Source organism: Bifidobacterium sp. UTCIF-1, assembly GCF_006408915.1.
GTDB classification, from domain to species: Bacteria; Actinomycetota; Actinomycetes; order Actinomycetales; family Bifidobacteriaceae; genus Bifidobacterium; species Bifidobacterium reuteri.
This window is the reverse complement of record NZ_JFAG01000009.1, coordinates 107223-126662: the sequence shown is the minus strand read 5'-3', so window position 1 is coordinate 126662 and position 19440 is coordinate 107223. Positions and strand designations below refer to the sequence as shown.

Annotated in this window: 18 protein-coding genes and 1 pseudogene; 11 read left to right on the top strand and 8 right to left on the bottom strand. The window is 60.3% G+C overall.

Translation table 11 applies throughout. The annotated features are described in order from the left end of the window. Positions 1-663: 663 nt before the first annotated feature. On the bottom strand, positions 664-1539 hold the full coding sequence (locus BW09_RS05515; protein WP_052381965.1) for an AraC family transcriptional regulator: 876 nt from the start codon (positions 1537-1539) through the stop codon (positions 664-666). Here BW09_RS05515 and BW09_RS05510 point away from each other — a divergent pair. Continuing rightward, positions 1538-3205, top strand: coding sequence for a sugar porter family MFS transporter (locus tag BW09_RS05510; protein WP_308810352.1), 1668 nt, complete (start codon positions 1538-1540; stop codon positions 3203-3205). The two genes, BW09_RS05515 and BW09_RS05510, sit on opposite strands and share 2 nt — an antisense overlap. A gap of 11 nt (positions 3206-3216) precedes the next feature. Beyond that, positions 3217-4275, top strand: a complete 1059-nt coding sequence (locus BW09_RS05505; RefSeq protein WP_161788300.1) for an alpha/beta hydrolase — start codon at positions 3217-3219, stop codon at positions 4273-4275. A gap of 851 nt (positions 4276-5126) precedes the next feature. On the opposite strand, the gene BW09_RS05500 is transcribed toward BW09_RS05505, so the two are convergent. The 7 genes and pseudogenes from BW09_RS05500 to BW09_RS05475 all read right to left on the bottom strand — a co-directional run bounded on the left by BW09_RS05500 (position 5127) and on the right by BW09_RS05475 (position 11101). Continuing rightward, positions 5127-5777, bottom strand: coding sequence for a hypothetical protein (locus BW09_RS05500; RefSeq protein WP_044089316.1), 651 nt, complete (start codon positions 5775-5777; stop codon positions 5127-5129). Positions 5778-5957: 180 nt separating this feature from the next. Continuing rightward, a complete protein-coding gene (locus BW09_RS05495; RefSeq protein WP_140464796.1) occupies positions 5958-6833 on the bottom strand; it encodes a 6-phosphogluconolactonase in 876 nt (291 codons plus the stop codon). An 18-nt stretch (positions 6834-6851) separates the two neighbouring features. Then, on the bottom strand, positions 6852-7706 hold the full coding sequence (locus BW09_RS05490; RefSeq protein WP_375137560.1) for a glucose-6-phosphate dehydrogenase assembly protein OpcA: 855 nt from the start codon (positions 7704-7706) through the stop codon (positions 6852-6854). Then, positions 7685-7898, bottom strand: a pseudogene (locus tag BW09_RS11320) (OpcA protein); the annotation flags it as partial. The pseudogene BW09_RS11320 and the gene BW09_RS05490, both read right to left, overlap by 22 nt. Next, positions 7895-9433 (bottom strand): glucose-6-phosphate dehydrogenase, encoded by a 1539-nt coding sequence (zwf, locus tag BW09_RS05485; protein ID WP_044089320.1) that lies wholly within the window; start codon positions 9431-9433, stop codon positions 7895-7897. The pseudogene BW09_RS11320 and the gene zwf, both read right to left, overlap by 4 nt. Positions 9434-10278: 845 nt before the next feature. Next, positions 10279-10707 carry a hypothetical protein gene (locus tag BW09_RS05480; protein WP_044089321.1) on the bottom strand — a complete coding sequence of 143 codons (429 nt, stop codon included), beginning with the start codon at positions 10705-10707 and terminating at the stop codon, positions 10279-10281. 163 nt (positions 10708-10870) lie between these two features. Next, positions 10871-11101: a helix-turn-helix transcriptional regulator gene (locus BW09_RS05475; RefSeq protein WP_044089322.1), complete on the bottom strand. Its 231-nt coding sequence runs from the start codon at positions 11099-11101 to the stop codon at positions 10871-10873. 606 nt (positions 11102-11707) lie between these two features. Here BW09_RS05475 and BW09_RS05470 point away from each other — a divergent pair. The 9 genes from BW09_RS05470 (at position 11708) to BW09_RS05430 (ending at position 19413) form a co-directional block, all read left to right on the top strand. Next, positions 11708-12601, top strand: a complete 894-nt coding sequence (locus BW09_RS05470) for a tyrosine-type recombinase/integrase (protein WP_181161752.1) — start codon at positions 11708-11710, stop codon at positions 12599-12601. 342 nt (positions 12602-12943) lie between these two features. Next, positions 12944-13795 carry a tyrosine-type recombinase/integrase gene (locus BW09_RS05465; protein ID WP_100496529.1) on the top strand — a complete coding sequence of 284 codons (852 nt, stop codon included), beginning with the start codon at positions 12944-12946 and terminating at the stop codon, positions 13793-13795. A 165-nt stretch (positions 13796-13960) separates the two neighbouring features. Then, the gene (locus tag BW09_RS05460; RefSeq protein ID WP_140463590.1) at positions 13961-14152 is read left to right on the top strand and encodes a hypothetical protein; all 192 of its coding nucleotides are present in this window, start codon (positions 13961-13963) and stop codon (positions 14150-14152) included. 133 nt (positions 14153-14285) lie between these two features. After that, positions 14286-14453, top strand: a complete 168-nt coding sequence (locus BW09_RS05455) for a hypothetical protein (RefSeq protein ID WP_240542049.1) — start codon at positions 14286-14288, stop codon at positions 14451-14453. A 10-nt stretch (positions 14454-14463) separates the two neighbouring features. After that, positions 14464-16563, top strand: a complete 2100-nt coding sequence (locus tag BW09_RS05450; protein ID WP_140463592.1) for a hypothetical protein — start codon at positions 14464-14466, stop codon at positions 16561-16563. Between the two features lie 3 nt (positions 16564-16566). Beyond that, entirely contained in the window at positions 16567-17223 is a 657-nt protein-coding gene (locus BW09_RS05445) for an ATP-binding cassette domain-containing protein (protein ID WP_140463595.1), read from the top strand. A 178-nt stretch (positions 17224-17401) separates the two neighbouring features. Next, the gene (locus BW09_RS05440) at positions 17402-17875 is read left to right on the top strand and encodes an ATP-binding cassette domain-containing protein (protein ID WP_240542050.1); all 474 of its coding nucleotides are present in this window, start codon (positions 17402-17404) and stop codon (positions 17873-17875) included. A 186-nt stretch (positions 17876-18061) separates the two neighbouring features. Then, positions 18062-18790: a hypothetical protein gene (locus BW09_RS05435; RefSeq protein WP_140463597.1), complete on the top strand. Its 729-nt coding sequence runs from the start codon at positions 18062-18064 to the stop codon at positions 18788-18790. Further along, positions 18787-19413 carry a cytochrome C oxidase subunit IV gene (locus BW09_RS05430; protein ID WP_140463599.1) on the top strand — a complete coding sequence of 209 codons (627 nt, stop codon included), beginning with the start codon at positions 18787-18789 and terminating at the stop codon, positions 19411-19413. Before BW09_RS05435 ends, BW09_RS05430 begins: the two co-directional genes overlap by 4 nt. The last annotated feature ends 27 nt before the right edge of the window (positions 19414-19440 follow it).

Here is a 19440-nt window from a genome sequence, read left to right as displayed (position 1 = left end):
ACACGAAAGCCTGTCCCGGAGGCCAAGAAACCGTCCGAATCGTGCTACAGGGACGTGAAAATCTGTCCCTGAATCCGTAATGCGCTGTTTTTCGCTTACAGGGACAAGCTCCGTATAGGGGATTTGGTGCTGTGCGTGGGCTGGTTGCGAAAAATGGCGGAATTTCGCGGTTTTGTGCAATCTTGGATTTGTCCCGGTAGTGGTGTCGATCGTTTGACGGGTGTTCCGGGACAACAGTCCTGTCCCGGAATCGCGGAACTGGCCGAATCGCGCTACAGGGACACGAAAACTTGTCTCTGAAACCAAGAAATCATCTGAATCGCGCTACCGGGACAGAAAAACTTGTCTCGGTAGCGGTTTCGATCGTTTGACGGGTGTTCCGGGACAACAGTCCTGTCCCGGAATCGCAAAACTGGCCGAATCCCGCTACAGGGACACGAAAACCTGTCTCTGAAACCAAGAAACCGTCTGAATCGCGCTACCGGGACAGAAAAACTTGTCTCGGTAGCGGTGTTGATCGTCCGACGGGTGTTCCGGGACAACAATCCTGTCCCGGAATCGCAAAACTGGCCGAAATGAGCTACCGGGACACGAAGAACTGTTCCGGATAGGAGCCGGCCGATACTGCGCACAACGCACGCCAAGCGTGCCAGTCTCCCACAATCACTCCAAATGACTGCTGCGGTAATGCAATGGCGAATCCCCGTATCTGCGTTGGAACGCATGGGAGAAACTGCGCACGCTGGGAAACCCTGCATCCCGGGCGATGGAAGACAGGCTGCGCACGTTCTGATACATCAGTTGCTGGTATGCATCTTCAAGTCGCAAACCGGTCAGGTACTCCTTGAAGCTAATGCCGGTGCCGTCTTTGAACAAACGGCAGAAATGCTCCCGGCTGTACCCGAAATGCTGAGCCAGATCGTCTGCGGTGATGTATTCGGTGTGGTGTGATTCCAGATACCCGATTATTGGTTGGATTACATTCCGTCCGTTTCTGGTGATCGGCTGTTTTCGTGGTCCGACCACGAATCGCCGGTAAGTCATATACAGCATCTCATACAGCAGCGCATTGATATGCATCGGGGTTTCCGGTCCGAGCCGATTCGTCGCATCCAGCATCTCTGCGCACAATTCCGCCATCTGCTTTCGGTCCTCATCGGTCGCACTTGGCGCATCAGGACTTAGCAGAAAGCGTTCGGCGAATTCGTAGACCTGTTTCACACGCTCGCCATCGTAGCTGACGGAGAGAATCAGCGGTGGTTTGCCATTCCTGTTTTCCGTGACAAAACTATGCACGGCATAGGGGCTGCTGATGCACAACTTGCCTGGAAACAATGGCTCCACACGTTCATCCACGGTCACTGTTCCGGACCCCTCGACGACGTAGTTGATCTCCAAGCCGGAATGCCAATGAGCCGGAACAATCTCACGCTCATGATGCACCAGAATCAGCGCGATGTATTTGGAAGAGTACATGGCCTGCTCGCAGAAATCCTTATCCAGCGTAGGGCCGTACACATTGTAGAACTCGTTGGCCATGGTTCTTCCTTCCGTGCGCCTATGCAGGGTCTATGCAGGGTCTATGCAGAGTCTCGTCTCCGGATTCCTATGGTGTCACATTCAGCAAGCCGGCCGATCCGCGATTATCCAACTTCATCACAGAACGCTGGTGACGACGTCACAAAACAGCATACTCAGCCTATCCCGCCCATTTATCGTGGAAAACGACGACGACGTCAGCCAAGAGAAAGGAAAAGCAATGTCGCAAGCAACACCATCCGCTGCGCAAGCAACGGAGCAGACGCTCGATCCAGCGGCCAAACGGCGCATCATCATCGTATGCCTATGTGCTGCGGTGGGAGGATTCCTGTTCGGATACGATACCTCCGTCATCAACGGCGCGGTCGATTCCATCGCCGGAACCACATCCGGTTTCGGTCTGAGCAGCGGTATGAGCGGTTTTTCCGTCTCGTGCGCTCTGCTTGGATGTGTAATCGGCGCTTGGTTCACCAGTCAGATCGCCGATCGTCTCGGCCGCGTGCCCACGATTCTCATCGCCGCGATCCTGTTCATCGTCAGCTCTATCTTCTCGGCCATCGCCCCCGGCATCTGGGTGTTCATCATCTTCCGTTTCGTCGGCGGTCTGGGCGTCGGTCTCGCCTCCGTAATCGGACCGGCCTATATCGCGGAGATTGCGCCTTCGCAGATGCGCGGCTTCCTCGGCAGCTTCCAGCAGTTGGCTATCGCACTCGGCATCCTCGCCTCGGTCATCGTCAACGCTGTATTCGCCGGTGCATCCGGTGGCGCTGACGAGACGTTCTGGCTTGGTATGAGCACATGGCGTTGGATGCTGTTGTCCATGCTGCTGCCGGCTGTCATCATGCTCATCGTGTCGTTCAAGCTGCCGGAATCGCCACGATTCCTGGTGATGAAGGGCAAGGACGACAAGGCCGCTGAAATCCTCGAGCATATCGTTGGTGAAGCCGATCCGCGCGCCAAGGTCGCCGAGATCCGTCGCACGGTGCAGAGCGAGCACATCGCCCGCCTCTCCGACCTCAAGGGCCGTACCTTCGGTCTGAAAAAGGTCGTCTGGATTGCGATGGGCATCGCGATTCTACAGCAGTTGTGCGGCGTGAACATCATCCTGTACTACGATTCCAGCCTGTGGAAGTCTGTCGGCTTCAGTGAGCAGGCCGCATTGAACATCAGCGTGTACCGCACCATCGCCGCCGTGGTGGTCACCGTCATTTCCATGTTCATCGTCGATAAGATCGGTCGTCGCAACCTGCTCAAGTGGGGCTCCATCGGCATGACTGTCTTTCTGGCCGTCGCCAGTCTTGGCTTCTATCAGGCCACCGTCACCGATGCGGGCATCTCCCTGCCGGGCGCTTGGGGCCCGATTACGCTGACCGCCGTCTATGCCTTCTACCTGACGTTCTGCCTGACGTGGGGCCCTGCCATGTGGGTGGTCATCGGCGAGATCTTCCCGAACGACATCCGCGCGCTTGGTGTGGCGGTCGCCACTGCCGTCAACTGGATCGGCAACTTCCTGGTCTCCAATACTTTCCCGTCTCTTAAGGGTATGGTCGGTATCGGCAATATCTATGCGATCTACGCGGTGTTCGCTTTGCTCGGATTGATCTTCGTGGTCAAGGCTCTGCCGGAGACCGCCGGCGTGAAGCTAGAAGATATGAAGGCGGAATGATTATGAGTGGCATGATTGACAAAGACATAAACCGCATACGCCAATGGACCCCAGTGGATGAGGACCTCGACGGCATCGACGCCAACGTGCGTGAGGTCGCCGTGCAGACCCGTAAGAATTTCGGGTTCGGGGTTGATTACACGCGCTGCGAGGTATGGTCTGACCCGGAAGGCGTGGATGTGTACGCCGATGTGCCGTATCTGCCGGACGGCAATGGTTCTACCGCTCAGGGCAAGGCACATTGTCTGGATGTGTATCTGCCACATGACGCGCGGCTTCGTGGCGGTTGTTCGCTGCCGGTGATTGTGGATATCCACGGCGGTGGATTCGTGTACGGGTACAAGGATCTGAACCGGAATTTTGGCACGAATCTCGCAGCTCAGGGATTTGTCGTATTCTCTTTGGGATACCGTCTGGCACCTACTGTCGATTTCGTCGGACAGCTTGCGGACGTACTGCAGGGGCTGAACTGGGTGAAGAATCATCTGGCCGACTATCCTGCCGATCCGGATGCCATCTTCATCGCTGGTGATTCCGCTGGCGCGACTTTGGCCGAATACGCGATCTCTGTCTTGAAGAGCAGTGAGATGGCCAACGCCTTCGGATTCGGGGGTGGTACGGATGTGCCGGTTCCTGATATCGATCCGAAGGGCGCGGTGTTCTTCTCCGGTCTGTTCGATGTGGATGGTCTGGTGCATTACGAGGGCGACACGTCGATTCTGCCGTACCTTGATGCCATGGGTGGCACGTTCTTCGACAGTACCGTGGAACGAGTGCCTGCCGATATGCTTACCGCACGCGGGCTGGCAGCTTCAGGACTGATGCCGCCGACATTGCTGACGACCAGCTCCGATGATTTCCTGGAGCATGAGAGCCTGTTCTTCGCCGGACATCTGCGCCGCAACGGTGTGGTGTGCGAAATCTATGATTTAGTGCCGGAGAAAGGTCTGACTCTTGGACATATCTTCCCCGTAGGCCAAACCTGGTTGCCGGAGAGCCTGTCCGTATTGCAGGAAATTAAGCGGTTCGTATACGGATTGATTCCGCCTCATTTCCATACCACGACATGATTCGCTAAGGTTTGACCGAGCTAGTGCGGTACCGCATCGAGACGATGCTGAGTCCCGCTGTAAACGGGTCGAAACATAAGCTTTCGTTGATTGGGGTTTATGTTTCGACCCGTTTTGGGTATCTGATTCGGGTCGAAACATAATGTGCTGGCGTAGAAAACTTATGTTTCGACCCGTTACGCTGTCCCGGAATTGCGGAATGGTCCGAATCCTGCTACCGGGACATGAAAACCTGTCTCTGAAACCAAGAAATCATCTGAATCGCGCTACCGGGACAGATAATCTTGTCCCGGTAGACGAATCGATCGTTTGACAGGTGTTCCGGGACAACAGTCGTGTCCCGGAGACCAAGAAACCGGCCGAATCGCGCTACGGGGACACGAAAGCCTGTCTCTGAATCCGTAATGCGCTGTTTTTCGCTTACTGGGACAAGCTCCGTATAGGGTGCTTTAGTTGTGTGCGTGGGCTGGTTGCGAAAAATGGCGGAATTCCGCGGTTTTGTGCAATACTGGATTTGTCCCGGTAGCGGTGTTGATCGTTTGACAGGTGTTCCGGGACGACAGTCCTGTCCCGGAATCGCAAAACCGTCCGAATCTCGCTACAGGGACACGAAAACCTGTCTCTGAAACCAAGAAATCATCTGAATCGCGCTACCGGGACAGAAAGACTTGTCTCGGTAGTGGTGCCGATCGTTTGACGGGTGTTCCGGGACAACAGTCCTGTCCCGGAATCGCGGAACTGGCCGAAATGAGCTTCCGGGACACGAAAACCTGTCCCGGTAGTCGATATCAATCGATTGATTGCCTTTCCGCGACAGACAATGTGCCCCGGAAACTAAAGAAACACCCAATTCACCGGCATGTCATGGGATGCGACGTATAGACGCTGAGCCGATTGAGGCCGCCCGCGTCGTTCGTGTCGGTAGCGTCGAAAACGGCGGTGTCGCCGGACCATTGCAATGACCAATCGGCGTCCTCGATGATGTCGTAGTCGACGTTTTCGTCGTAATACCAGCCATTGCCTGTATTGCGTAACACCCAGCTGCCTGGATCGTGTATCCAGAACGTACCGCCCGAGGAGCGCATGCCGCTGTCATCTGTCGAAGTGATCACCATGCAGCCGTCCGGACTTGCCGGCGTCAGCATATGCCACCGCACGGCGATTCCGAACGACATCAGCAAGGTCATTGGAATCTGCCACAGCACTACAGCAACCACCGTTACGGCAACCAATTTCCGCCAGACGCCGGCTATCGGATGCCTGCCGGCGGCGCGTAGCACTATCAGCGTGGCGATCCACCCGACAATCTCCGCCGCCAGCAGCAACAGCATCACGGTTTCATATTGGATGACGATGCCACCGTCGAACACCCCGAGGAATAGCGGCGGCAGGGTGCAGGCATGCTCCAGACACCCGAACCGCAGGTATGCGACCAGCACCGCCACATGCACGACCGTGAGCGTCGCCGTGCACGCTGGCGCAAAACGACAGGCATATTTCATTGGCGTCTCTTTCTGCTGCTTTCTGCAGACTGTAGTTTTGCAGAAAGCAGCAGTCGATGTCTGTGCAGTCGATAGCGGTGACGATTACACAGCCGATGTCTACACCAGCGCGGCAATATTGCGGCAATCTGGAGATGCGTTCTGCCTCTGACCGCTGCCCGGCATCGCGCTGCCAACCGACTACAGCTTCGTCACGGTCTCGTCGGTGGAGAACCAGACGAATTCGTCCACGCCGCCGGCGAACGACGACGGGTACTCCGGATCGCCGGTCAATCCGTCGCCTTTCGCCGAAGGCGCAGCGAACACGTGCGCCAGGGAATCGGCCTTCCCCGCACCGGCCGAGAAGAACCAGGTGTGACGGGAGCGGGCGATCAGCGGCGCGGTGAGCGATACGCGCAGCGGCGGCATCTTGGGGGAGTGGCTCACCCCGACCGTCAGACGGTCACGCACCAGCACCTCATGGTGCCCAGAGGATGCCGGGAACAGCGACGCGTAATGACCGTCCGGTCCCATACCCAGAATCATCAGGTCGATGACCGGCTCGGGGCCGAGTTCAGCAATCAGCTCGGACTCATAGGAGCGGGCGGCGGCGTTCAGCAACGCGGCGTTCGCGGTATCTGCGGCCTTGCGCGCGGTCTCGTCGTCGCCGGCTGCGGCAGCAGTAGCCGCAGCGATTTCCTCGACTGAACGCACATCAGCCGGCATCTCATGGATATTGGATTCCGGCAGTTTGCCCTCAGTCACCAGCTGATCCAGCAGCAGCTGGTGAGCGGCCACAGCGTTGCGATCCGCGCTGTCGGCCGGCACGAAGCGCTCATCGCTGAACCAGAAATGCACGCGCGACCAGTCGATTGAAGCCGCCAGCGGGTCGGAAAGCACCAATCCCAGCGGTTTCGCGGCCGACCCGCCGGACAACGCCACGTCTACGCGCGCTCGCCGCCCGCCGCCGGGCAGACGCTCGGCGAGCAGGTCGAGCAGCGTCAGTACCAAGCGCTGCGCGCCGGCCTGAATCATCAGATCGCTATTCGGATAGACGATGAGTCTGCGGTTTGCCATGTGATGCTCCTTAGCGAGTCAGTGCCGAATCAGATCCCAGCCTTCATTGATGACCTCGGCATACACCTCATCGGGGTCGATGCGGCGCAATTCCTCGGTCAGGCAGTCCTCGATGGTGCGCACCGGCACGGAAATCGCCTGCGGCGCCTGGCCGGGCATCGAAATCAATGCCTGGTCCTCATGCGGACGCTCCAACGACACCACGCCATCCGCGCGCGTCAGATACACGCCGGTCACGGCTTCGGCGCCGTCCACATATTCGACGTCCACGTTCACGCCCAGCTTCAATCGCAGCCATGCGCACAACAGATCCATCGGCAGGAACTCCTTGGGGCCGCTCACCTTCACGGCGGTGATCGGCAGGTGCGGCGGCTGGTCGAGCATCGAAGCCAGCAGCCCGCGCCATACGGTCAGGCGGGTCCACGACAGGTCGACGTCCTCCGGAGTCCAGTTGCGGCGCAGACGCTCGATGGTGGCTTCGGGGTTATTGGAGCGCATCGCATCGGTCAGACGGCTGCGGGCCATCGCGCCCATCAGGTCCTTGGACGGATTGGACGGCGGGTTCGTCGGCCACCACGCCACCACCGGCACATCCGGCACGAGCAGCGGGATGACCATGGTGTCCGGATGGTTGATCAGTCCGTTGCGCGGGCGGAGGATGATGATCTCACCTGCGCCCGCGTCCGCGCCGAAGCGCACTTGGGCGTTCAGGTTCGACCCAGCAGGTCCGTCGGTCAGGTCAACGGCCGGATTGTCGGTCTTCTCCATCGGCTTGGCACCGGTATCAGCGGATGCGCCGCCTGCGGTGCTGTCCGCAGCGCCCGTGTCGCCCCCGGCTTCGGCGTTGTCGCTATGTTCGGTGTCCGGTACGATCGCAATCACGCGGCAGGGGTGCTCGCGGCTGGCGGCATTGGCGACTTCCAGCGCATGCTCGAGTTCGTTGTCGTCCGTGGCGATCAGCAACGTCAGCACGCGGCCGGTCGCGGATTCGCCGCGCTCCTCGTGCAGTTGCTCGATTTTATGCGCGATTTCGCGCGTACGGGTATTGGGCAGATCGATGATCATGGCATCCTCCAGTGACGGCCTTCGCGCGCCAGCATCTCATCGGCTTCGGCTGGGCCCCAAGTGCCCGAACGATAGGGCTGCGGCTGGCCGAGCGTGGACCAGAATTCTTCAATCGGATCGAGGATCTCCCAGCTCAGGTTCACCTCTTCGGTGGTCGGGAACAGCGGCGGATCGCCGAGCAGCACGTCCAGGATCAGTCGCTCATAGGCTTCCGGCGAGTTCTCGGTGAAGGAGCGGCCGTAGCTGAAGTCCATGTTCACATCACGGACCTCCATCGTGGTGCCGCCCGGCACCTTGGCGCCGAAGCGCATGGTCACGCCCTCGTCCGGCTGCACGCGAATCACGATGGCGTTCTTGCCGAGTTCGCGTACAGCGGTCTGCTCGAACGGCAGATGCGGCGCGCGCTTGAACACCACGGCGATCTCGGTCACGCGCTTGCCCAGTCGCTTGCCGGTGCGCAGGTAGAACGGTACGCCGGCCCAACGGCGGGTGTCGATATCAAGTTCGATGGCGGCGTACGTTTCCGTGGTGCTCTTGGGGTCGATGCCCTTTTCCTCGAGGTATCCGACGACCTCGTGCGAGCCCTGCCATCCCTTGGCGTACTGGCCGCGCGCGGTGTGCAGCGAGAGGTCCTTGGGCAGGCGGACCGCGGACAGCACCTTGGTTTTCTCGGCGGTCAGGTCCTTGGCGGTGAAGCTCACCGGCTCCTCCATGGCCGTCAGGGCCATGAGCTGCAGCAGGTGGTTCTGGATTACGTCGCGTGCGGCGCCGATGCCGTCATAGTAGCCGGCGCGGCCGCCGATGCCGATGTCCTCGGCCATCGTGATCTGCACATGGTCGACGTAGTTCGCGTTCCAGATCGGCTCGTACATCGCGTTGGCGAAGCGCAGTGCCAGCAGGTTCTGCACGGTTTCCTTGCCGAGGTAATGGTCGATGCGGAACACCGAGCTCGGGTCGAACACCTCGGAGACCACATGGTCGAGCTCCTTGGCGCTGGCCAGGTCATGGCCGAACGGCTTCTCGATGATTACGCGGCGCCATGCGCCCTCGGAGGAGCGCGACAGGCCGGAGGCGGCCAGCTGCTTGGCCACGATCGGGAAGGCGCGTGGCGGCACGGACATGTAGAAGGCATGGTTGCCGCGCGTGCCGCGGTCGCGGTCGAGCTCCTGTACGGTGTCGCTCAGGCGCTCGAAGGCAGCGGGGTCGTCGAAGGTGCCGCGTACGAAGCGGATGCCGGCGGCCAGGTTCTTCCAGGTCGATTCCTTGAACGGCGTGCGGCAATGCGCCTGCACGGCGGTCTTGACGAATTCGATGAAATGCTCCTGCGTCCAGTCGCGACGGGCGAAGCCGGTCAGGCCGAAGCTGGGCGGCAGCAGTCCGCGGTTGGCGAGGTCGTATACTGCCGGCAGCAGTTTCTTCTGGGCGAGGTCGCCGGTGACGCCGAAGATCACCAGGCTGCAGGGGCCGGCGATGCGGGGCAGACGCAGGTCGCGCGAGTCGCGCAACGGGTTGCTCCAGTTGGATAGTTCACTCATGGTTCCAAGGATAGCCCTGAGCCGCGGATTTATCGATAAAGTAATTGAACAATGGTTGTGAGATGCCGCATATTTCGCTTGCGGCGTGACGGCGGACTGAAGATTGGTGCGGCGTCGAGCATAAAGCCGAGCACAAAGCCGAGCGCTGATGTTTGGCGGTGCGCTCGGCGGTGCGTGCGCCGGTTGTGGCTGGCTGATGTCGGTCAATCTTCCGCGTAGCTTCAGTTGGAGGTCTGCTGGAGGCCGGATTTGGGGCGAAACATAAGGTTTCAACGTCAACGGTTTATGTTTCGCCCCGTTTTGTATGGCCAAAGTGGGGCGAAACATAAACCGATAGCGTGAGAAACTTATGTTTCGTCCCGTTTGAGAGAGTGAAAGCTCTGAAATGGATGTGGTGGGTGTGATGCTAGTGGTCTGTCTCGTAAATAATTGAGGGATTCAGCTTTTTCTCTCCCCCAGTCAGCTTCGCTGACAGCCCCCTCATCAGAGGGGGCCAGCACCGCTCAACCAATTACGAGATGGACCACTAGTGGGCATTGGCGGTTTGGCGGTTTGGCGATGGCGACAGTGGCGAGGGTGGTGACAATGGCGAGGGTGGTGACAATGGGATGCGTGGAGACTGGCCGCAGTGCCACTTTCATGAAATTCTCAGGTAACGCTTATGGTACGCGCAGAAGAGGGTTGTTTACTGTAATCAGCCGCAAGGCAGCAATAACTGAATCCCTTTCTTCTTCTCTCTTCTCTTCCTTGGAAGGCCCGGTCCCAACCGCCGGGCCTTCGTCGTTTTCTCGCGGCAGCGGCAGCGGCAAGGGTCTGAAGCCTATGCGCGGGGTCGTTTGCGCCGCTCACAGCTTGTGCTCGTAATACGTCTTGGTCAGTGTTGCGATCAGGATGTGAGCCAGCATGGCAATACCGAGTCCGTATGACATGTATCGCAAGGGAGCGGTTTCGAAGATTGCGGCAAGTGTATTACAGATGATCAGCAGGTTCAGGCCAAGTACATAGAAGATACGTGAGTTGGCGGCTTCTGCCTTCAATGTGATGAGTCGGTCTCGTTCATCACCTTTCTGAAGAGCGATGGTGTTGCCCTTGCAGAAGTATCCGCCTGCGACGCAGCATACTGCGGCTACTAAGCCCACCGCGGCGGGGCTGACAAATGACTGGAACCGAGCGCCGGACCATCCGAAGCGTATGCCAGCGCCGATAATCGTGATCAGCGCGTAGATGATCAGCGTCACCGCGGCGCCGAAGAACCGGAATCGGGCTTCCTTCATATCCCGGGCGTTCGGTTTCGGGGTACGAGGTGGGAGGATGGTTCGCTGCGGCATGCCATTCGGGTTAACGGCCGGCGGTTGTGGCTGTGGATGTGCGTACGGGCGACCGGGCTGATGGTGTCTATGATCGTCTGGTCTGTGGAATGATGTGGGATTATTGGCGCTAGACATAGCCGTTCTCCTCGTCTTCGAGTTGTTTATTGGTTTCCAGCAGGCACAGATCCTCAACGGTGGTGCCGAACACTCGTGCTATGCGGTAAGCGAGCATGAGTGAGGGGTTGTATTGCTCCTTCTCGATCGAGATAATCGTGCGCGACGACACGAACACCAGATCGGCAAGTTGCTGTTGCGTCATACCCGTTGCCATGCGATATTCACGAACCCTGGTCCTCATTGACCCGCATCACCGCCTTCTATGATCGTAACGACGCCGAAGAACTGAAGTTCGCTTCATGTGAAGCTGACTTCATATTATCAGATATGGCAGAGTGCCGCTCATTGTCGAGGCTCGGTCCGTGTCGCCGCGTATACGGTGTCTATGATCCTGAGGCTGTGTTGCTTCAGGCCGTATTGCTGTCACATGCGCCGGGCTGTTGCTGGGTGGCGACCTATTGATGTGATGCTTTGCTAACTCGATTGTGCGGGGTAAAGCAAAGCCTCGAAACCGTTGGGATTATTGGCTTCGAGGCTTGTTCGCGGTGCCCCCCGTGGGATTCGAACCCACAACCCACGAATTAAACGAATCGGATTCCGGTCATTCGATAGGGGCTTTCTTATGTTGTGAGACCAGTGTACAGCACTTGGAACCGTTGGGGTTTCAGCGGGACTGACCGGCCCCGCGAAAGCCCATACGGCCGTAGGCGACACGCCCGTCCTTTTAAGCTTTTATTTAAGCGGATTGGACGAGGGTCGCCGCGGCGCCTTCTCCGGGCGGTCCGGCATGGTGCCGTTCCCCGCGTCCGGCGCGGTTTGCCGGGGTCGCAAAAGGGAGAACGCGATCATGGAGTTCAAGGATCGCCGGCAGCCGCCGGACAGTTGGATACCGTGGCTCGACCAGTGGGTCGCGGACATGCGCTTCCGCAATCTGAGCGAGCGGAGCATCGGATATTACTGGTACAAGATCACCGATCTGGCCAGACTGACGAACAAGCCGCCGTGGCAGATCGGCCAGGCGGATCTCAAGTCGTACATCGTGCGCCCGCCGTCGAACGCGGCCCGCCGTTCGACGATGAACGCGGTGCGCAACTTTTTCGGCTGGGCCAAGAAGGCCGGCCTGCGCGCCGACAATCCGGCCGAGGATCTGCCGTCCATCAAGCGCGAGACCCGTCACAAGGTGCCGGCCCCGGAGACGGCCGTCGGTCAGGGGCTGCATGACGCCGACCGGCAGACCCGGCTCATGGTCATGCTCGCCGCCGAGGCCGGCCTGCGCCGCGCGGAGATCGCGATCGTGCGCCGCGAGGACGTGACCGAGGATCTGTCCGGCCGCAGCCTGATCGTGCACGGCAAGGGCGCGAAGGACAGGATCGTGCCGCTGACCGACGAGCTGGCCGACGCGATCCTCGCCTCGCCCAAGGGCTGGCTGTTCCCGCACGTCAGTGGCAAGGGGCCGGTGTGCGGCGACACCGTGTATCGCAGGATACAGCACGCGACCGGTTGCTCGCCGCACACGCTGCGCCACCGGTTCGCGACCGCCGCGTACATCAGCTCCGGCGGCGACATCCGCGCCGTGCAGGAGCTGCTCGGCCATGAAAGCCTCGCCACCACGCAGGCTTACGTGACCGTCACCCCGCTCAACCTGCGTTCCGTGGTCAACTCCGTCAAGCAGTACGGCGAGGGCATGAACGTCGGGCAGGTCGTGTCCACCGGCGGCGAAACGACGCCGACTACAGAGTGACAACGTAAGCATAAACGGTCTCTCCAAACTGCCAAAAGGTTTTGGAGGGGCCGTTGTTTCGTTAAACGATTAGATTTACCGATACCGTAAATGAACGGTAAACGCAGTCTGAACTTCCCGTGCAGGTGTGCGGCTGGAATGATTGTTAACGTTGTCATAAACGCGGTTCTACGCTACCGTCTTGTGCTTCGGGCTTGACGGAAAGGGACGAGTATGGCCAGCGATGGCCGGCCCGCTTCAAGGACGAACCATCATACGCGCCGCACCGCCGGCGACGACCAGATACCCGCACGTCTCTCCCTGACCACGTCGGCGTATCGGAAAGCAAGACGAGAGAACCCCATGAGCAAGAAGAACATGATGCCCGAACCGTGGAACGACTGGGTCGACGAATGGTCCGCGGACATGCGGCTGCGCAGCCTGAGCGAGAACACCATCAACCTGCGCCGCTACCAGATCGGCGCGTTCGCCCGGCACACCGGCAAGCATCCCGGCGAGGTCACGGCCAGCGACATCCGCAAATGGCTCGGCCGTAAGGGACTGGGCAATGCGGCCAAACGCGGCGACCGATGCATGTTCTCCATGTTCTACGGCTGGGCGCAGCGCAACGGGAAGCGTCTCGACAACCCCGTGGAGGGCATGCCGACCATCAAACGCGAACAGCGCAAGAAACGAGCCGCACCAGAACAGGCCGTCCTCATCGGCCGCGACAGCAGCGACCCGCGCACCCGGCTGATCATCATGCTCGCCGCCGACGCCGGCCTACGCCGCGCCGAAATCGCCCAAGTGCGCGGCGACGACCTGATCGACGACGAACTCGGCTGGAGCCTGATCGTCCACGGCAAAGGAGGCAAGGACCGCATCGTGCCGCTAAGTGACGAACTCGCCCGGGAGATCCGCCGCCGCGGACCGGGCTGGCTGTTCCCCGGCGAGAAGGGCTGCGACCACATCTGCGGCGACACCGTATACCGACTCGTCAAGGACGCCACCGGGTACCCGCCGCACTCCCTGCGCCGCAGGTTCGCCACAGCCGCGTACATCACCTCCAACGGCAACGTCATGGCCATCAAGGAACTGCTCGGCCACGAAAGCCTCGCCACCACACAGGGCTACATCACCGTCAGCGGCCGCATGCTGCGCACCGTCATCGAACAAGCCCGCGGATACGAAGCACGAGGAACGGGAGACGGATAAAGAACCTTCGCCGGCAGTTATGCCCGCAAAAATTACAAGTATGGAAACACACTCTGACGATTGATGATGCGATGCAGCTGTCATGCGATTGCTTGACAGCATGTTGTCCCGTCCTGCATGGCGATGCTATGGATCGATGTATCAGATTGTCGAAGGGAATTCGTCATGGATGGTCACACGGTATCGGTCAGGCTTGCGGTCTGGTTCGAGGGTGTCAAGTGGCGTATTGCCGGTGGTCGTCGGGCGACGTTGCACTGGTGGTATCTGGTGTTGGCCGGCGTGCCGATTGCATGGATCGGATCTGAGGAAATCGTGGCTCCGCCTTGGGGAAACCGAGCTGGCGGGATGACCACATGATGAGAACCGCGTGCATCGTCCGTTCGGATGATGCACGCGTTCATCCCCTCGCCCGATGGCTGATGCCAGCGATTCGAGGGAGTATGAGACCATAGCGTTCGCCGCGAGGTTGCGGCGGGAAGGGGGAAGCGTCATGAACAGGCTGTTGAAGGTCGCCGTTTGTGTGTTGACGGTGGTGTTGGTCTCGGACGAGATGCTCGCCCTGCAGCACGAATACGGCAAGACGCTGATCGTCGTGACCCATGACACCGGCATCGCCGCGCAATGCGACCGGGTGCTGGAACTACACCACGCGGCATGACAGGGAGGCCATGATGCGGGGCAGGACCATTCAGCTTGCGATACTGGTGGCGGTGCTGGTCGCCGCTGTCGGTTCGTTTGTGATGCTTAGCGGGTTGGATGCCGTGGCGCCGTTGGGTGTGCGGGGCACGGTGCAGGTGTCTGGGTCGACGCCGTCCGCGCCCAGTGCGTCGACCATCGCGGGAGTCGAACGGACGGCTAGTGACACGGGCACCGACATCGTCAAATTGGTGGAGGATATCAGGGACCCGGGCGGGTCGCGCACGCTGTATGTGGCCGTCGGGGACAGGTCGGGGGAGCCGGCCGGTTGGCTGGCCGACGGGTATCCGGGGTTCACGCGTTCGATGACCACGACGGTATTGTCGTTCTCCCGGCTTTCGGGTCAGGACCCGCGCGGCAGCTACTACGTGTACGGTGATCCGGCCGCGACCCGGGCGTTCGCCGAGCGGTTCCGCACGGACGGGTACGAGGTGGATGTCAAGACCGACTACACGGCTTCGTACGCGCAGTGGCTGAGCAATCAGCCGCTGGGGGTGAGCTTTGCGGTGACGGTCCTGCTGTGCGCGATGCTGGCGGGCATGTTCGCGTTGATGAACGTCAAAGGGTATGCCGTGCAGCGTCTGCAGGGCAACTCCAGCTGGAGCGTCATCGCGCGTGACGTCCGCGCCAACATCCGCCAGACTCTGGCTGCGACCCTGGCTGTGCTGCTGGGGTTCACGGGATTCCTGGCCCTGTACAACCATGCGTCGCATATGGGCGCGGCATTGGCGTTGGCGTGCGGCGTGTTCGCCGTGTTCCTCATGGTGATCGTCGTGGCGTATCTCATCGGGTTTATGGTGGCGTCCCGTTCGCCGCTGCTGGCATCGCTCAAGGGACGACTGTCGGCGCGTTTGGCGTCCGGGCTGATCTACTGCGTGCGCGTGCCCGCCGTGATCCTGGCCGTCTGGGCGGTCACTTACGCGGGGATGGCCGCAAGCCAGGCCCTGGACCAGGCCGAAGCCCAACAGGCATGGGCCACGGCGGGCCAAGCCAGCGCCATCAGACTCAACCCCCGGCTCTCCTCCGATGAGCAGGACCGGTATTCGACCGCAACGGGCCAATGGCTGATCTCGCAGGAACGACAAGGCAGGATGATCCTCGCCGAAGAGGGATACACGCTGGAACAGCTTTCCGCCGTTACGAACCAGACGGGCTCGCCGGCGGACGGCGCGGTTTCCCTGTCCGGGAACGTGCTGGTGGTGAACTCGAACTATCTGCACGCGCAGACGGTGCAAGACGCCTCGGGCCGGCGGATCACACAAGTGCCGGGCCAGGGGGTACTGGTGGTGATACCCGCATCGAAACAGGACCAACGCGAGAAGATCGAGAACATCGTACGGGCGTTCATCGGCTCGCAGAGCCAGATGCATGGCGTCGCGACGCCCCGGATCACCGTGCTGACGGGCAAGCCCGGCCAGTCCCTGTTCGGCTACGGACAGCAGAACATGCCGAACCAGAAGACCCTGTTCCACGACGCGGTGCTCGTCGGCGTGGATTCCGACACCGGAATATTCTCGCCCGACGACTACACGGCCTACGCCTCCGCGGGCAACGCCATGCTCACCGACCCGGACCAGGCGCTCGTCTCGCTGCGCGAGGCCGGACTGCAGCCGTTCATCTACGCCGTGAGCAGCGTCAGCGCGAAGGCGGCCGCGGACTTCGCGAAGCTCCAGGCGAACCTGCGCATCCACCTGATGAACGTGCTCGTCGCCATCGCCATCCTCATCGCCTCGGCCATCGCCGCCGCCCAGACGCATGTACGCGGCGGTGCCCAACGCATCTTCGCCCGCTACGTGCACGGCTGGAGCTTCCCGGCCACCCATCGGCTCGCGATCACCGCGGAAACCATGCTGGCCCTCGCCCCGATCCTCTTCTCGGCATACCTGGTCATCCAAAGCGGACTGCGCGCCGGAACCCCTATGGGCGCCCGGAGCGTCGCCGACATCTACCTGCTGGGCGGATGGCAGCCCGCGTTCATCGCCGCTGTCACCGTCGTGAACATGCTCGTCTACCTGCTGGCGACCGCACGCTACGCGCGTATCCTCGCCGCCAACCACTCCAGAGAGGAATAAACCATGCACGACCACCACTGCCTGCCCGGCGCGCCCATCATCGCGACCGGACTCGGGAAGACCTTCGGGAAACGAACCCTGTGGCACGATCTCACGTTCCGCATCGAACCGGGACAGATGATCGCATTGACCGGACCGTCCGGCTCGGGCAAATCGACGTTGCTGAACATCATTGGCCTGCTCGACCACGCCACCGCCGGAACCCTGGAATGCGGGCCGGACGACCTGACGGCCATGAACCCGCGTCATGCCAGACTGTTCCGCAAACGCACCTTGGGCTACCTGTTCCAGGACTACGCGCTGATCGACAACGCCGACATCGAACAGAACCTCGACGTCGCAATGCACGGCACAGCCAGCCGGCAGGACAGGCGAAACCGAATCAGCCGGGCATTGGGCCGCGTCGGGCTCAAGGGACGTGAGCACGACCCCGTCTACCGGCTCTCCGGCGGCGAACAGCAACGCGTCGCGTTGGCGCGACTCATCGTCAAACGGCCCGGCGTCATCCTCGCCGACGAACCCACCGGCGCCCTCGACCACGACAACGCCGACATGGTCATCCACACCCTGCGCAGCATGGCCGAGAACGGCGCCGTCGTCATCATCGCCACCCACTCCGACCACGTCGCCAACGCCTGCGACGGCACCATCCAACTATGACGTGCCGCAAAAGGAAGGTATGGCGCATGAGCGAATTCCGCGATTGAGATTGATGTCATGCGATCGCTTGACAGCATGTTGCACTTCCGAACAGCAATGGATTAAATGAAACACGTGGTTCCGGGGCAAGGCACTCTTGGCTTGTACCTCTAGAAACACATTTCTTGAAAAGAGGATCATGTCAGTTATATCAGCGACCAATCTTTCGATCGGGTACAAGAATTCCCCGATTGTCAGTGACATCAACTTGCGGTTGAATACGGGTAGGATCGTCTGTCTGCTCGGGGCGAACGGCGCGGGCAAGACCACGTTGATGAAGACGCTGCTTGGACGAATAAGGCCCGTGAGCGGGGAGGTCACATACACCGGGACGAATATCAACGAGATGTCCGCGGCGATCGACCACCCCAGTTTCTTTCCTTACCTGAGTGGTAGAGAGAACGTCGAGGTGGTCTCCGCGTTCTGGGGTCTGGACGTGGACCCGGGTACGGCGTTGAACAGTGTGGGTATCAATCAAGCGGCGCATGGGCGGAAGGCGAAGGACTACTCGACGGGCATGAAAGAGCGTCTGGAGCTCTGTCTCGCCCTCGTGCCGCATCCGAGGTTCCTGTCCTCGACGAGCCGCAGAACGGCCTGGACCCCGATGGCATAGCCTCTCTGTCCGAAACGCTTCGCGCCTATCGGGACAAGGGCAACTGCGTCGTCATCTCCACGCATCTGCTCCATGAGATCCAGGGAGTCCCGGACGAATGCATCGTGATTCGACATGGCCGGGCCGTGCAGGTCACGGATCTGACCGGGGTGAACCTCGCGGATCTATATCAGGGGAGGTAGGGTCGTGAGCGCCGTTTCTCCTGTTCGCGCGTTGGTCGCCTATTACTGGAACGTATGGTATTTCCTCGCCGCGGCGTTCGGTGCCGTGGCGTCCCTCCTGCTGGGTGCGTGGATTTCAAGCGCGGCAAACGGAACCCCGATAACCGGAGGATACAGCTTCTTCTTCACCGGCACCCAGCCGGTGATTTGTCTTGCGCTGCTCTTCGTGTGCGATGCCAGGGTTGCGAAGGCGCACTATGGAGGTCTGCCCCGCCACGTGTATTCCGCATGGAAGCCATGCTCGCTCAGAACCATATTCCGGGCTCTGATTCTGGCCGCTGTGAACTTGCTGAGCGTATTGTGCTTCGACGTCATCATGGTTCTGACGGGTACCGGGATGCATCCGAATCTGGCTGCTGTCCTGTGCTTCGTCGTGCTGCAGAGCCTTGCGATTTCCCTGATCTACTCAATGATCGAGATTGCCGTCAATCCCGAAGTCGCCGGGATCGTCTCGGCCATCCTTTGCTATGCATGGGTTCTTCTGCCAGGCGACCTGTCCGACTATGCGACGCCCTACGTCGCGAACGCCCTACGGGTCGTCGGACTGAACCTGAACGGCACCGTGATGTCGCCGGCGGAAACGGCGAGCCGATCGCCTGTCGGCCCTGTGGTGGTGGTCGTCCCGATTGTGGTGCTCCTGGTTGTCTATGTTTTGTTGAGCTGGTTCCGTCGCGAAGGAGTGGACAGGAAATGAAGTCCCTATTGCGTATCGGGCGCGTGGCATTGATCCGTTGGTCGACGCTCACCTTTGTGGCCGTGCTGCTGCTTCCGCTGTTCTTTTTGCGTTACGGGAGCATGGGCGCGGTGGCGCAGTCGGCGATGGTGATGGCGCTTCCCATAACCACGGCCGGTCTCGTCTTCTCCCATGCGAGGGTGCCCCGCTCGTATCGTTCCTTCAGCATCCACGATCGGCTCCTGCTTCGCTTTACCTTGAAGTCACTACTGCTTGGCGTCGCGGTCAGCATCTGCCTGACTCTACTGTACGGATTTGCCGTCGGATTTATCGTCAATAAGAGACCGCTCTCGTTGCATGTCGCTTTGATGTTTGCGTTCACCGCTGTCGTTCTTTCCCTTGCATGCTTCGTCCTGCGACTCTGGGCCAGTCCTGTTGTCGCTTGGAGCATTGTCGGCTTCTTCATTCTCGCCGGCCTTCCGGTCAGCTCCGGCATGTTCGAGGGCTCGCCGATTCTGCATGCCGTTATACCGACCACATGGATGCTAAGCGGGACGCGCTTTGCCGGTTATGTGATTCCGGTCGGTGCAGTTGTTGCCATGGCAAGTGCATGGCTGCTGCTTAAGGCGGTGAAACGTGTCTAGATAACCCTGACTGGATTCTCACATGTG

Bases quoted from the DNA above. Each gene is read 5' to 3' on its own strand.
- BW09_RS05470 (WP_181161752.1), top strand. From the start codon at position 11,708: ATGGAGTTCAAGGATCGCCGGCAGCCGCCGGACAGTTGGATACCGTGG.
- BW09_RS05480 (WP_044089321.1), bottom strand. From the start codon at position 10,707: ATGAAGGAAGCCCGATTCCGGTTCTTCGGCGCCGCGGTGACGCTGATC.
- BW09_RS05450 (WP_140463592.1), top strand. From the start codon at position 14,464: ATGATGCGGGGCAGGACCATTCAGCTTGCGATACTGGTGGCGGTGCTG.
- BW09_RS05430 (WP_140463599.1), top strand. From the start codon at position 18,787: ATGAAGTCCCTATTGCGTATCGGGCGCGTGGCATTGATCCGTTGGTCG.
- BW09_RS05465 (WP_100496529.1), top strand. From the start codon at position 12,944: ATGAGCAAGAAGAACATGATGCCCGAACCGTGGAACGACTGGGTCGAC.
- BW09_RS05500 (WP_044089316.1), bottom strand. From the start codon at position 5,777: ATGAAATATGCCTGTCGTTTTGCGCCAGCGTGCACGGCGACGCTCACG.
- BW09_RS05440 (WP_240542050.1), top strand. From the start codon at position 17,402: ATGTCAGTTATATCAGCGACCAATCTTTCGATCGGGTACAAGAATTCC.
- BW09_RS05455 (WP_240542049.1), top strand. From the start codon at position 14,286: ATGAACAGGCTGTTGAAGGTCGCCGTTTGTGTGTTGACGGTGGTGTTG.
- BW09_RS05515 (WP_052381965.1), bottom strand. From the start codon at position 1,539: ATGGCCAACGAGTTCTACAATGTGTACGGCCCTACGCTGGATAAGGAT.
- BW09_RS05510 (WP_308810352.1), top strand. From the start codon at position 1,538: ATGGTTCTTCCTTCCGTGCGCCTATGCAGGGTCTATGCAGGGTCTATG.
- BW09_RS05445 (WP_140463595.1), top strand. From the start codon at position 16,567: ATGCACGACCACCACTGCCTGCCCGGCGCGCCCATCATCGCGACCGGA.
- BW09_RS05460 (WP_140463590.1), top strand. From the start codon at position 13,961: ATGGATGGTCACACGGTATCGGTCAGGCTTGCGGTCTGGTTCGAGGGT.
- BW09_RS05475 (WP_044089322.1), bottom strand. From the start codon at position 11,101: ATGAGGACCAGGGTTCGTGAATATCGCATGGCAACGGGTATGACGCAA.
- BW09_RS05495 (WP_140464796.1), bottom strand. From the start codon at position 6,833: ATGGCAAACCGCAGACTCATCGTCTATCCGAATAGCGATCTGATGATT.
- zwf (WP_044089320.1), bottom strand. From the start codon at position 9,433: ATGAGTGAACTATCCAACTGGAGCAACCCGTTGCGCGACTCGCGCGAC.
- BW09_RS05505 (WP_161788300.1), top strand. From the start codon at position 3,217: ATGATTGACAAAGACATAAACCGCATACGCCAATGGACCCCAGTGGAT.